This is a genomic window from Sphingomonas hankyongi, assembly GCF_023516575.1.
GTDB classification, from domain to species: domain Bacteria; phylum Pseudomonadota; class Alphaproteobacteria; order Sphingomonadales; family Sphingomonadaceae; genus Sphingomicrobium; species Sphingomicrobium hankyongi.
This window is the reverse complement of sequence record NZ_JAMGBE010000003.1, coordinates 116,766-129,731: the sequence shown is the minus strand read 5'-3', so window position 1 is coordinate 129,731 and position 12,966 is coordinate 116,766. Positions and strand designations below refer to the sequence as shown.

Annotated in this window: 9 protein-coding genes; 7 read left to right on the top strand and 2 right to left on the bottom strand. The window is 60.6% G+C overall.

Going from position 1 to position 12,966, the window contains the following annotated elements; translation table 11 throughout:
* Positions 1-170 precede the first annotated feature (170 nt).
* From LZ538_RS09155 to LZ538_RS09145, 3 genes are all read left to right on the top strand, one after another.
* Positions 171-698, top strand: a complete 528-nt coding sequence (locus LZ538_RS09155; RefSeq protein WP_249831718.1) for an RNA polymerase sigma factor — start codon at positions 171-173, stop codon at positions 696-698.
* A 33-nt stretch (positions 699-731) separates the two neighbouring features.
* Entirely contained in the window at positions 732-1,646 is a 915-nt protein-coding gene (locus LZ538_RS09150; RefSeq protein WP_249831717.1) for a FecR family protein, read from the top strand.
* A gap of 230 nt (positions 1,647-1,876) precedes the next feature.
* Positions 1,877-4,012: a TonB-dependent receptor gene (locus LZ538_RS09145; protein WP_249831716.1), complete on the top strand. Its 2,136-nt coding sequence runs from the start codon at positions 1,877-1,879 to the stop codon at positions 4,010-4,012.
* Positions 4,013-4,364: 352 nt separating this feature from the next.
* Here LZ538_RS09145 and LZ538_RS09140 read toward each other — a convergent pair whose 3' ends face one another.
* A complete protein-coding gene (locus LZ538_RS09140) occupies positions 4,365-5,600 on the bottom strand; it encodes an acetate/propionate family kinase (RefSeq protein ID WP_249831715.1) in 1,236 nt (411 codons plus the stop codon).
* 12 nt (positions 5,601-5,612) lie between these two features.
* A complete protein-coding gene (locus tag LZ538_RS09135; RefSeq protein ID WP_249831714.1) occupies positions 5,613-6,584 on the bottom strand; it encodes a phosphate acetyltransferase in 972 nt (323 codons plus the stop codon).
* A gap of 305 nt (positions 6,585-6,889) precedes the next feature.
* On the opposite strand from LZ538_RS09135, the gene LZ538_RS09130 reads away from it, so the two are divergent.
* The 4 genes from LZ538_RS09130 to pflA are packed head-to-tail and all read left to right on the top strand — an operon-like array spanning position 6,890 to position 12,922.
* Entirely contained in the window at positions 6,890-8,482 is a 1,593-nt protein-coding gene (locus tag LZ538_RS09130) for an L-serine ammonia-lyase (RefSeq protein WP_249831713.1), read from the top strand.
* Between the two features lie 13 nt (positions 8,483-8,495).
* Entirely contained in the window at positions 8,496-9,794 is a 1,299-nt protein-coding gene (locus tag LZ538_RS09125) for an MFS transporter (RefSeq protein WP_249831712.1), read from the top strand.
* 18 nt (positions 9,795-9,812) lie between these two features.
* Positions 9,813-12,071 carry a formate C-acetyltransferase gene (gene pflB / locus LZ538_RS09120; protein ID WP_430741967.1) on the top strand — a complete coding sequence of 753 codons (2,259 nt, stop codon included), beginning with the start codon at positions 9,813-9,815 and terminating at the stop codon, positions 12,069-12,071.
* A gap of 2 nt (positions 12,072-12,073) precedes the next feature.
* Entirely contained in the window at positions 12,074-12,922 is an 849-nt protein-coding gene (gene pflA, locus LZ538_RS09115) for a pyruvate formate-lyase-activating protein (protein WP_249831711.1), read from the top strand.
* The last annotated feature ends 44 nt before the right edge of the window (positions 12,923-12,966 follow it).

Sequence of the window (12,966 nt, the reverse complement as noted above, 5' to 3'; positions counted from 1 at the left end):
CGTCGCAGATTGGGTGAACCCTCCCGCCGGAGAGTGGCCGAAGGGTTCATCTGATCAGACGGAGGCGCACTGACATTGCCTTGGATTATTTTTGACAAACGTATGACGCGTGGGACGGATGGCTTGCGCGTCTTTCCGCCGCGACAATTCTCTTTATAGCGGTCGCTTGGTTGGCCGAGACCATGGAAGTCCAGGGCGTACAGCAGATATTTGATGAGCACCGGGAGCAACTGCTGCGATACCTTCGCGCTCACGGAGCGGGAGAAGCAGCAGAAGACATCCTGCAGGAGCTGTGGCTGAAGTTCGTGGCTTCGGCGACGGGTCCGATCTCGTCGCCGCGCAATTACCTCTATCGCGCTGCGACCAACCTGATGATCGATCGCCGTCGCTCCGAAATTCAGGCTGAGCGCCGCGAGGTAGAGTGGGCGGCCCTGGTGGATCGTATACCAGGCTCTCCGGCGAACGACCCCGGCCCTGAACGTGATCTGGAAGGCCGTCGGAGGCTGAGGATTGTCGAAGCGGAACTCAAGAAGCTTCCCTCTCGTGCGCTCTCCATATTCCGCGACCACCGCATCGAAGGCCGCACCCAGCGCGAAATCGCCGCGGCGATGGGAGTAAGCTCGAGCACCGTCGAAAGCGATCTTCGGACTGTCTACCGCTTACTCGACGAGCTGAGGAGGAAGTTCGATGAGGAATAAGCGCCTTGATTCCGTCCAAAGGGACAGATGGGCATGAGTGACGAACTGACCGTGCGCGATGCCGCGATCGACTGGCTCGTTCGAACGAATGACCCAGAGTTCGACGCGTGGGACGAATTCACGGCGTGGCTTGAAGAAAACCCAGCCAATGCCCGCGCTTATCATTCTGTCGCGCAGGCTGAAGCCGAGTTCGCACCCGTCCTGGACACGCTGGCAGCCGCGCCAATATCTCCACGGAAAATCGGTCGCGGTCGCATCGCCTTTACATCCCTCGCGACCGCCGCTGCGGCAGCACTCGCGGTGATCGTGACTCCGCGCATTCTCCCGGTGGAGTACCAAACAGGCCCCGGTGAAGTGAGAACAGTCTCTCTGGGTGGCCGCGACCAGCTGGTCATGAATGGGGAGACCAGGATCAAGCTCGCCGGGCTCACCAAGAGCACAGTTCGCCTGGAAAGCGGTCAGGTGCTGCTTCGGCTGGCCGAGGCGGGCCCGAGCCGCATTGCCGTATTGTCGGGCGATCTGAAGCTCGTCGATGTCGGCACGACCTTCGAAGTGTCTCGAGACGGACAGCAAACCCGCGTCCTTGTCAGCGAGGGTGCGGTGTTGGCGGATCCCGATGGAGCGCGGCTGCAATTGGACCGCGGCCAGCGGCTGGACGCGTCCGATGGTGCGCCGACGCTTCGAGCAATGCCCGCCGATATCGCGTCTGTTGGCTCCTTCGAACGGGGGCAGCTCACCTATGTCGAAGAACCCATTGCAAATGTGATTGCAGACCTGCGGCGTTCCACGGGTCTCGACATTCGTCTCAGCGAAGCTATGACGGCACGCCGCTTCACCGGCACCTTATCGGTCGCTGAAGTGAGGCGGGATCCCCGATCGCTAGGTCCGCTTCTCGGCGTTTCCCTGCAACCGTCGGGCAAAGGGTGGAAGCTGCAAGGAAGGGCTTAGCGATTAGGACCCCGATCGTCGGCGCGTCGCTTGCCGCGGCTGTGATCATCGCCACTCCCTCCCCTGCCTTTTCCAAGCCGATCGACATCCCAGCCGGGACTGTCGGCCAGGCCGCCTTTGCTATTGGTCGACAGGCCGGCGTCAGTGTCGCTGTTGCGGACAGCAGCATCCTGCGAAAGCGGGCACCAGCTATCCGGGGCCAGCAAAGTGCAGGCGATGCGCTCGTACAATTGGCCAAGTTGAGCGGCCTGCAAGTTCGCAAAGTCGGATCGAACAGTTACGTCCTGTTGGCGGAGCGTCCGCAGCCCAAGCTACGCCGTATCGCACCAACGGGCGCGCCAATCGCACGGCCGATCTTACGCCAGGAAGCGGAGCCGCAACTTGCGGACATCGTCGTAACGGCGAGCAAGCGCGACACATTGTCGAGGCGCTTCGCTGGTGCGTGGTCTCGGATCGAAGGCGATGAGTTCGCCGCGCTCGGGGTCCGCGGAGCTGATGCGATCGAGTCCCGCACCGTCGGATTCTCGTCCACGCACCTTGGATCAGGGCGCAACAAGCTTTTCATACGCGGCATCGCCGATTCCAGCTTCAGCGGGCCGACTCAATCTCCCGTCGGCCAATATTTCGGGGACGTGCGCACAGGATACAGCGGTGCGGACCCTGATCTGAAGCTCGTCGATATCAAGTCGGTCGAGATCCTGGAGGGCCCGCAGAGCACGCTCTACGGTTCGGGCGCCTTAGGCGGAATCGTGCTCCTCAGGCCTAATATGCCGGTCTTCGGCGAGCAATCGGGTATGATTTCCAATGGTGCAAGCCTCACCCGACGGGGCGATCCCGGCCATGATACGTCCGGCGTCTTCAACCTACCTGTCGGTGATGCAGTAGCCATCCGAGCCGTGGGCTACCGTGCGCTCGAAGGCGGCTACATCGACAACCTTGCGACAGGCGGAAAGGACATCAACGATGTCCGCGTCACCGGCGCCCGCGCCACACTGTCAGCCAAGCTCGGCGGAGATTGGCTCGTCGATTTGGGCGGAGCGGCCCAGCGGATCAGAGGCAACGACAGCCAATATGCCGACCGTAACGGCCCTTCCCTTTCGCGAAACAGCCTGGTCGATCAGCCCTTCTCCTCGGACTTCAGCCTCGCGAGCATCGTCGTTCGGAAGGATACAGGCGTCATTCGCTTCCGGTCCACCATGGCCGCTAGCCATCACCAGGTCGAAGAGAATTTCGATGCCTCGATGGGGTCGAATCCACGCCAGTTGCGCCAGCTGAGCAATGCTCGCGCGCTGAGCAATGAGACGCGGCTCTGGCGTCCGATGAAGGACCATTACAGCTGGCTCGCCGGGTTCAGCGCGATCTCCCATCGGTACGACGTTTCGCGAGACATATTGAATGAAGGCGAGTCGACGGATCTCGCCGGCACCGAAAACCGCGTTCGTGAATCTACGATCTTTGGCGAGGTCGGTCTTGAGCTCGGACGCTCCATCGAAGCCACGATAGGCGCACGGTACACAATCGCAGACCTTTCCGGTTCCGGGCAGCATCTTAGCCCCGTCGCGGTTGTACCGGCCGAGGCCGAGCGCAAAGAACGTAGCTTTCTTCCATCGGCCGCCATCTCTGCGAGGCCGCTAGATAATCTCACCGTCTATGGCCGATATCAGGAGGGCTTTCGTCCGGGCGGCGTTTCGATCGCGGGCGATACGGTGATCCTCTACCGGAACGACCATTTGCGAACGGCTGAGCTCGGGTTCCGCTATGGCAAACCGGGCCGCGACCCATTTGACTTCCAGGGAAGTGCCACGATCAGCAGCTGGCACAATATCCAGGCCGATTTCCTTGATGGCTCCGGGCTCCCGATCACCGACAATATCGGCGACGGCAGAGTCTGGACGCTCACGGCAAACGGGGGCGCGCAGCTTACAGACGATCTCCGCTTTGAAGCAGGCATTGCCTGGAATGACGGCAGGATCACCCATCCCGCTGACGCCTATCGCGCCGCCTGGGACATGCTCGAGGGCACCATGAATATCCCGAACATAGCTAAGGTCGTGGCAAGGGGCGCAATCGATTGGCGCGTGGCGCTCGGTGGCGACTGGATGCTGCACACGAACATCTATGGGCGCTACGTCGGTAGTTCCCGTCTGGGCGTCGGCCCACAGTTGGGGGAAGAGCAGGGACAATATTTGGATTCCGGCCTCATGGTGCGTCTCTCGGAAGGCGCTCGAGCCTGGACCCTGAACATCACCAACATCACCGACGAAGTCGGCAATCGGTTCGCATTCGGCGCTCCGATCGGCGGCGTTGACCAGATCACTCCGCTTAGACCCCGCACGATCCGCCTCGGCTTCGAACAGGGGTTCTGACGTCCGCGGTCGGGTGAATCCCGATAGTGCGGCCCGTCATCCGGACCTAGCTTCCAGAAGATGTCCCGATCGAAAAATCCGCCCGCAATCCCTGGCGAATTGCGCCCACTTAGCATCGAGCAACTCGAGACCGGCCTTCGCACTCTTGATCATCAGGATACTGACCCGACCCTCTTTTGGGACCGCAATATCCAGGTCTTCAGGCGCACCATCCTCCTGGCGATCCGGGAGACTTCGGAAGCTTTGCTGTCCCCCGGAACGCCTCCACATTGGCGCGCGGAGCTCGAAAGTGAGCTTGAGGATTTGGTGCAATATTTCGAATTGGCCGAGCGGTATCGAACGCGACGCTCCGTCAGCCTTGAACCGTTGGCCCCGGAACATCCGCCGTTACGACATCGGCTTCACTAGTCGCTGCTGATCGGATCAAATCGGCCGTGTGCCGGGCGATGATGCGCTCCTCGTCGGTAGAGACCACCCAGATTGGGATGGTTGACTGCGGCGCATCGATCCTGCCTTCGCCAATTGCATTGGCTTGCTTGTCGATGGCAGCCCCGAGCCATGCGCAGCCCGCAACGACTTCCTGGCGCGTCTTCGCGTCACGCTGACCGATCCCGCCGGTGAAGACGATTCCGTCCAAACCTCCCAGCGCCGCGGCGAGCGATCCAATCTCCCGCACGATGCGGTAGATGAAAAGATCGATCGCCTCGCGGGCTCGCGGGTCGTTCGAGGAACGCAGTGCCCGCATGTCGGACGTTATCCCGGACACTCCGAGAAGGCCGGACTTCTTGTAGATAAGATTTTCGAGCCCACGCGCATCGAGACCCTTTTCGTCCATGAGGTAGATGAGGACCCCTGGGTCGATCGAGCCGCACCGCGTCCCCATCATCAGGCCTTCGACCGCAGTAAAGCCCATCGTCGTCGCCACGCTGCGCCCCCGATGCATCGCACATAGGCTCGCGCCATTCCCGAGGTGCGCAATGATGATGCGCTTCTGCGCGTGGTCCGGCGCGATCGTCTGTAGCCGGCCACTGACGAATTCGTACGAAAGGCCGTGGAAGCCGTATCGGCGCACGCCAGAATCGCTGATCTCTCGCGGCAGGGCGAAGGATTGCGCCAAATGCGGCTGCGTCTGATGGAAGGCCGTGTCGAAACACGCGACTTGCGGGATGTGGGGCGCCTCCGACATGATCGCTTCGATCGGGGATAAATTGTGCGGCTGGTGCAGTGGCGCCAGAGGCGTCAGTAATTTCAGCGCCATGACAACGTCGGGGGTCACCTCCACAGGCGCAGTGAACTTGGTCCCTCCATGAACGACGCGATGGCCAATCCCTTCGACTGTCTCGCCACCGAGGAGCGCGATGGCCGTCTGGAGGATGATTTTCGTTGCCGATTGGTGGTTCACCTCCTTCGCTGGCCATTCGTTTTCAATGAGCGTGTCGCCTTCGGAATTCTCAACCATCAGGCTGGGCGCGACGCCGATCTTTTCCACCTGCCCCCGGAAGATGAGGGATTGGCCCGCGTCGTCATGAAAGACGGCAAACTTGATGCTCGAAGAGCCAGCGTTGATGACCGCAATCTGATTAGCCATTTTGCCCCCCGCCTATTGAATGGCGGCAGAGGTGTCGGCACGGCGCGCGGCGACAAGCAACTGGGCCACGGCGCACGATGCAAGCCGCGCCATTTCCTCGTCCGCCCGGCTCGTCAGGATGATCGGGACCTTGGCCCCAAGAACGATACCGGCAGCGTCGGCGTCGGCGAGGAAGGAAAGGCTCTTCGCAAGCATGTTGCCCGCTTCCAGGTCTGGCACGACGAGGATGCTCGCACGACCCGCCACGGGCGACGATATCTTCTTGATAGCGGCCGCTTCGGGACTGATCGCATTATCAAGAGCCAGCGGTCCATCGAGGACCGCGCCGGTAATTTGGCCCCGGTCGGCCATCTTGCAGAGAGCGGCCGCTTCGAGCGTGGACGGCACGTCCGGATTGACGCTCTCCATTGCGCTCAGGATCGCGACCCGCGGCTCGTTGTTCGAAAGCGCGTGGGCGAGATCGATGGCATTCTGGACGATGTGCACCTTCGACGTGAGGTCCGGCGCAATATTGACGGCCGCGTCGGTGATGATGAGCGGCTGGTCGTGATCGGGCACGTCCATGATGAAACAATGGCTTATGCGGCGTGAAGTGCGCAGGCCGGTGTCGCGCTTGACGACTGCTGCCATCAACTCGTCAGTGTGCAGGCTGCCTTTCATCAAGGCCTCAGCGCGCCCCTCACGGACCAGCGCGACTGCTTTCTCTGCTGATTCATGACTATATTCCGCATTGACTATCTCGAAGCCGCTGATGTCGAGATCGTACTGCTCGGCAACCTCGCGAATGCGCTTTTCGGGCCCGACCAAGATCGGCGTCATCAGCCCAAGCTTCGCGGCCGCAACGACGCTTTCCAGCGAAACCTGATCGCAAGGGTGGGCAACCGCCACTTTCACCGGGGGGTTCTTACGTGCCCGGGAGATCAGGGCGTCCAGCTTCTTATGGGTATTACGGCCGACAGGGGCCTCTGCCTCAAGCACCGGCATGGGCTTCTTCCTTCTTGTCAGGCAGGCCAAGGGAATGGCCCGAGCTCCGCGCCGAAAAATAGGCAAGAGCCACTTTTGGCCTATCCGGATATGTCCGGACGCTTGCGCCAAGGGACCGCCATCAAAACCCCAGAGAAGTCATCAGCCACAGGCTGAGGGGTTCTTGGGGGTTACCCCCGATTACTCCTAACCCGCGCCGGCTTATCCTTCGACCATTCTCGCCAACGGAAATCGGCGGGCGATCGACAGCGTGTCCGCAAGGCCTCCGCGTCAGCCGGTTCCGGGCCATGAGAGGGAGGCTCGTAATGGACAATATGACCAGTGAATTCCCATCAGGCACGATTCCGGAGCTCGATTATTCCGAGCCTCCTGCAGGTTCCGATCGCCGCACCTTTATGGTTCGGAGCGCGATGGCCAGCGCCATCGTTGCACTCGGTGGCACGGCCAATCCGCTGTGGGCGCAAGCCCCTGCTGAAGGGCAACTGGTCAAGCTCGACCCCAACCTCCAGGTTGTTAAGGACGAGAAGGGTCCGGTCATGACCCTCGTGGACGAGTTCTACAAAGTCGGTCCTGGGCCTTCGTCGTCACACACGATCGGGCCGATGCGCATCACCTACGATTTCTATCAACGAGCCATCAAATTGCCGCAGGCAGAGCTCGACAAAGCCACGGCGCTAAAGGTCAACCTTTACGGTAGCCTCAGCGCCACGGGCAAAGGCCATGGTACGGAGCGGGCCGCCCTCGCTGGCCTCATCGGTCACGAGCCGGCGACGATCGACCCGGTCGCGGTTCTCGACAAGATGGCTGCCGAGCCGGAAAAGATTTATCCGGTCAAGCTCGGGACGAAGACGATCAATGCTTCCCTTAAAGACATCATTTACGACGCGACCAAGGGTGACTTTCCCCACGCCAACACGATGAAGGTGAGCCTGCTCGCCGGCGACAAGGTGTTGCTGGAGCAGGAATATTATTCGGTAGGCGGAGGTTTCATCGAATGGAAGGGGTACACCCCGCCCAAGAAGAATCCGCCCAAATATCCCTACAAAACAATCGCGGAGGTTCTGAACTACACCAAGCGCGACAATATCTCGATCGCACAGCTGGCAATGGCCAACGAAACGTCAATCTCCGGCAAGAGCGAACAGGAGGTCAACGCCTTCCTCGACAAGATCATCGGCGCAATGCGCGCGACGGTTAAGACGGGGCTAGCCGCGCCGACATCGACCTTGCCTGGACCGATCAAGCTCAAGACCAAGGCAGGCGATGTCTACAAAAGCGCAATGAACGAAGCGATCCCGGCACGTAAGGCAATCGGAATGGTCTCGGCGGCCGCACTCGCAGGCTCTGAGGAAAATGCGCGCGGACACCTGGTCATTACCGCACCTACGGGCGGATCGGCCGGAGTGATGCCCGCGGTGCTCTATTCGCTCGACGCTGCCGGAGCCAAGGTGTCCGACCAGAAACTCCGCGAAGGCCTCCTTGCAGCCTCGGTGATCGGTTATCTCTGCAAGCACCACGCTACCCTCGCGGCAGCGGAGGGCGGTTGTCAGGCCGAGATCGGTGTTGCCTCAGCGATGGGCGCCGCAATGATCGCGCAGGCCCTTGATGCTCCGCCGCAAGTCGTCGCAAATGCTGCGGAAGGGGCGCTGGAACATCACCTAGGCATGACCTGCGACCCTGTCGCGGGTTTCGTGCAAGTTCCGTGCATCGAACGCTGTGCTTTCGGTGCGGTAAAATCGTGGACCGGCTATCTGATCGCCAATAATGAAATCCCGGCCAATCGCCGCGTCGATTTCGATTCTACGGTGCAGGCGTTGGCGATCACCGCGAAGGAAATGAACTCCAAATACAAGGAGACGTCCGAAGGCGGCTTGGCCGTGTCCCTAACGCTTTGTTGACAGGTTCGCGGCGGTGACCGCCACCAGCCAGCCCTCCAAAAGCGCGACTGCAAATGGCGTGGTCATGGCGGCGTGGCTCGTAACCTCTGTCTTCTATTTCTATCAATATTCGATGCGGTCGGCTCCCGCAGTCATGATGCCCGACCTGACTGCCGCATTTGGCCTGACGGCCGTCGGCGTGGCCTCGCTCGTCGGCCTTTTCTACTGGGGATACGCGCCCTTCAGTCTCGTAGCGGGCGTGGCCATGGATCAGGTCGGCCCGCGCATGGTGGTCCCGCTCGGCGCTGCGACGGTGGCGGTCGGAGCAATCCTGTTTTCCACCGGCGACCAAACGATGGCGAGCATCGGCCGCTTCATGCAGGGGGCCGGGGGTGTCTTCGCGCTAATCGGCGCAGTCTACCTCGTTAGCAGTTACATGCCCGCTTCCCGCGCGGCCACGATGATCGGCGCAACGCAGATGTTCGGAATGGCAGGTGGTTCTGCCGGCCAGTTCGTCGTCGGCCCGGTCATTGGCAGCGGCGTCTCGTGGGACAGCTTCTGGCTCGGCATGGGAATAATCGGCGTGCCGATCGCGATCTTGCTGTTCGTGCTCATTCCCGGCCGGGACAGGACATCCGCAGCAGCGGAAAAGCCGGGCCTCAGGGCCGCGCTTGGGGGATTTGGGGCGGTCTTCCGCAACCCTCAGTCGATCATATGCGGCTTGATCGCGGGGCTGATTTTTATCCCGACCACCATCTTCGACATGGTTTGGGGCGTACGTTTTTTGCAGGAAGCTCATGGCGCGCCCTACGAAGTCGCGGTTCTTCGCTCGGCAGCGGTCCCCTTCGGATGGATTATTGGCTGTCCCCTGCTCGGATGGGTCTCGGACCGCATAGGTCGGCGCAAGCCGGTTATCATAGGCGCCGCCGCCATCCTCCTTGCAACTCTCACGTTCGGCCTATTCGGACCGGTCAATGTCTTCCCTCCATACTTCCTCGCCCTGGTCGCCGGCATCGCGTCTGGCGCAGCGATGATCCCCTATACAGTCATCAAGGAAGCAAACCGGCCGGAGCACAGTGGCACCGCTACGGGCGTCATCAACTTCATCAATTTCTCGCTCACGGCCATCTTCGGTCCCTTGTTCGCCGCGCGCCTGACCCGGATCAGTGGCGGGGAGGTTCGTGACCTTGCCGATTACCAAGCGACGTTCATGCCGATGCTGATCGGCGTCGCGATCGCGATCGGCTTGACGCTCGTGCTGCGCGAAACCGGGCCAAAAGCTCGCAAGCATGTTGGTGGCCCCCCGCTCGGCGCGGGGCTGCCGGCCGAATAGGATTCAATGGAGGATTTTATGTCGACCTTGATCATGGAACCCGAGCACAAGCCGGCAGCCAAGAAGAGCAGTGCGTTCAAGCCGGGTCTGTGGACGAAGGAGATCAATGTCCGCAATTTCATGCAGCACAATTACGAACCTTATTACGGCGACGAGAGCTTCCTGGCGGGACCGACAAAGCGCACGACAGCGATCTGGAAGAAGCTAACCGACTTATTTGTAGAGGAACGCAAGAAGGGCGTGCTCGACGTCTCGCAGATTCCGAGCTCCATCACGGCGCACGACGCGGGCTATATCGACAAAAAGAACGAAATCATCGTCGGCCTGCAGACGGATGCTCCGTTGAAGCGTGCGATCATGCCGAACGGCGGGCTCAAGATGGTCACGAATGGTCTTGAGGCCTACGGCTACAAGCCAGATCCCAAGGTCATTGAGATCTTCACGAAGTATCGCAAGACCCACAATGAAGGCGTCTTCGATGCTTATACCCAGGATGTGCGGCGCTGCCGTAGCTCACACGTCCTAACCGGGCTTCCCGATGCTTATGGCCGCGGGCGTATCATCGGCGATTACCGTCGCGTTGCGCTTTACGGCGTTGACCGGCTCATCGAGGTCAAGAAAGCCGAGAAGCTGTCGCTCGACGATCAATGGTCAACCGATGCGATAATTCGCGACCGCGAGGAGCTTTCGGAGCAAATCCGCGCGCTCGGCGAGCTCAAGGAAATGGCCGCCAAATATGGCTTCGATATTTCCGGACCGGCGAGCACGGCCAAGGAAGCCGTTCAGTGGCTCTATTTCGGATATCTGGCGGCGGTGAAGGAGCAGAATGGGGCGGCCATGTCGCTTGGTCGCGTATCGACCTTCCTCGATATCTACTTCGAGCGCGACCTCGAGAACGGAACGCTCACCGAGGAGAAAGCCCAAGAGATCGTCGATGATTTCGTGATCAAGCTGCGGATCGTCCGCTTCCTACGAACACCGGAATATGACGATCTCTTTGCGGGCGATCCGACATGGGTGACCGAGTCGATTGCGGGCATGGCCGACGACGGACGGCCCCTCGTCACCAAGACAAGCTTCCGCTTCCTGCAGACCCTGTACAATCTGGGACCGGCCCCCGAACCGAATCTGACCATCTGGTACACGCCGCAACTGCCAGAAGGCTTCCGGCGCTTCTCGTCCAAGGTGGCGATCGACACGAGCTCGATCCAATTCGAGAGCGACGAAATCATGCGCATGGCTTGGGGCGACGACGGCGCCATCGCCTGCTGCGTCTCACCGATGGCGATGGGCAAACAGATGCAGTTCTTCGGCGCCCGGGCCAATCTCGCCAAGGCGATGCTCTACGCGATCAACGGCGGCCGCGACGAAGTCAGCGGAAAGCAGATCGCGCCTCCGACGGAACCGGTGAAAGGCGATTATCTCGACTTCGACGATGTCGTGGATCGCTTCGACAAGATGATGGACTGGCTCGCCGGCACCTACGCGAGCGCGATGAACGTCATCCACTACATGCACGACAAATATGCTTATGAGCGCATCGAGATGGCGCTGCACGATTATGCGCCGCTCAGGACAATGGCGTTTGGTATCGCCGGCATGTCGGTCGTGGCGGACAGCCTCTCGGCCATCAAATATGCCAAGGTGAAGGTCGTTCGCGACGATACTGGGCTGATTACCGATTACGTCACCGAAGGCGAATTCCCACTGTTCGGGAATAACGACAATCGTGTCGACGGCATGGCGGCCTGGCTGGTGAGCACCTTCATGAAGAAGTTGCGCCAGTTCCCGCTTTACCGGAACGCTTTGCATACGCAGTCGGTGCTGACCATCACATCGAACGTCGTCTACGGAAAGGCTACCGGGAACACTCCGGACGGCCGGCGTAAGGGCGAACCCTTCGCTCCCGGCGCAAATCCGATGCATGGGCGCGACAGCCACGGCATCCACGCCTCCGCTGCTTCAGTCGCGAAAATTCCGTATAGGGATGCCCAGGACGGCATCTCCTTGACGACGACTCTGGTCCCCACGGGGCTCGGGCGTACGGAAAACGACCGGATCACGAACCTGACGTCTATCCTCGACGGCTTCTTCGGAACGACCGGCTATCACATGAACATCAACGTCCTGAACCGCGACACTTTGCTCGACGCGATGGATCATCCGGAGAAGTATCCGAGCCTGACGATCCGCGTATCCGGCTATGCCGTTAACTTCGTACGCCTGACGCGTGAGCAGCAAATGGACGTGATCAACCGTACATTCCACGGAGACTGACGGTGGCAACAGAAACGGCCATCGAGCGCCCACCGCTCGAGGCGAAATCTCCCTTTGAGATGCGGGTGCACCTCGGCGAGGATGTGCCTGAAACCGACGTTCGATCGGCGCTCAAGACGGGCGACATGGGTTTCCTTCACAGTTTTACTACCGGCTCGGCTGTCGACGGACCCGGAATTCGGCTCGTGGCGTGGACCACTGCGTGCATGTTCAGATGCCAATATTGCCACAACCCGGATACCTGGACGCTCAGCAACGGCATTCCGGTCACGCTCGAGAAGGCAATCGATGAGGTTCGCAAATATTCGAACGGCCTCAAGGCGATGCACGGCGGCTTCACGCTTTCCGGCGGGGAACCCCTGATGCAGGATCGCTTCGCAGCGCGCCTCCTGTCGGCGGTCAAGCAAATGGGCGTGCACACAGCCATCGAGACGAACGGCTATTTTGGCGACCGACTGTCAGATGATGACATCCGTAACATCGACCTGGTGATCCTCGACATGAAAGCCTTCACCCGAGCGCAGCATGAGCTCGTAACGGGCGGAATGCACAATGAGGACGTCCTCGAATTTGCCAATCGCCTCGCCGAACTGAAGCGGCCGATGTGGCTTCGTTACGTGTTGGTACCCGGCCTGACGGATATCCCGGAAGAGATGGAGGCAGTGGCCGATTTCGCGGCCTCACTCGGCGTGGTTGAGCGCGCAGAGATTCTGCCGTTCCACCAGATGGGCAAGTACAAATGGGAGCGTCTGAACCTCGACTACAAGCTTGCGGCTACCGAGACGCCCACGCGCGATGGCGTCGAGAAGGCGATCGCGATTTTCCGCGAAGCCGGGCTCGACGCCGTCTAGGTAATTCCTAAGGCTGTTGTTCGGATTCACCCTGAGTTACCGAG

Coding starts and splice junctions, on each gene's coding strand:
- LZ538_RS09150 (WP_249831717.1), top strand. CDS start 732: ATGAGTGACGAACTGACCGTGCGCGATGCCGCGATCGACTGGCTCGTT.
- LZ538_RS09140 (WP_249831715.1), bottom strand. CDS start 5,600: ATGGCTAATCAGATTGCGGTCATCAACGCTGGCTCTTCGAGCATCAAG.
- LZ538_RS09135 (WP_249831714.1), bottom strand. CDS start 6,584: ATGCCGGTGCTTGAGGCAGAGGCCCCTGTCGGCCGTAATACCCATAAG.
- LZ538_RS09130 (WP_249831713.1), top strand. CDS start 6,890: ATGGACAATATGACCAGTGAATTCCCATCAGGCACGATTCCGGAGCTC.
- pflB (WP_430741967.1), top strand. CDS start 9,813: ATGTCGACCTTGATCATGGAACCCGAGCACAAGCCGGCAGCCAAGAAG.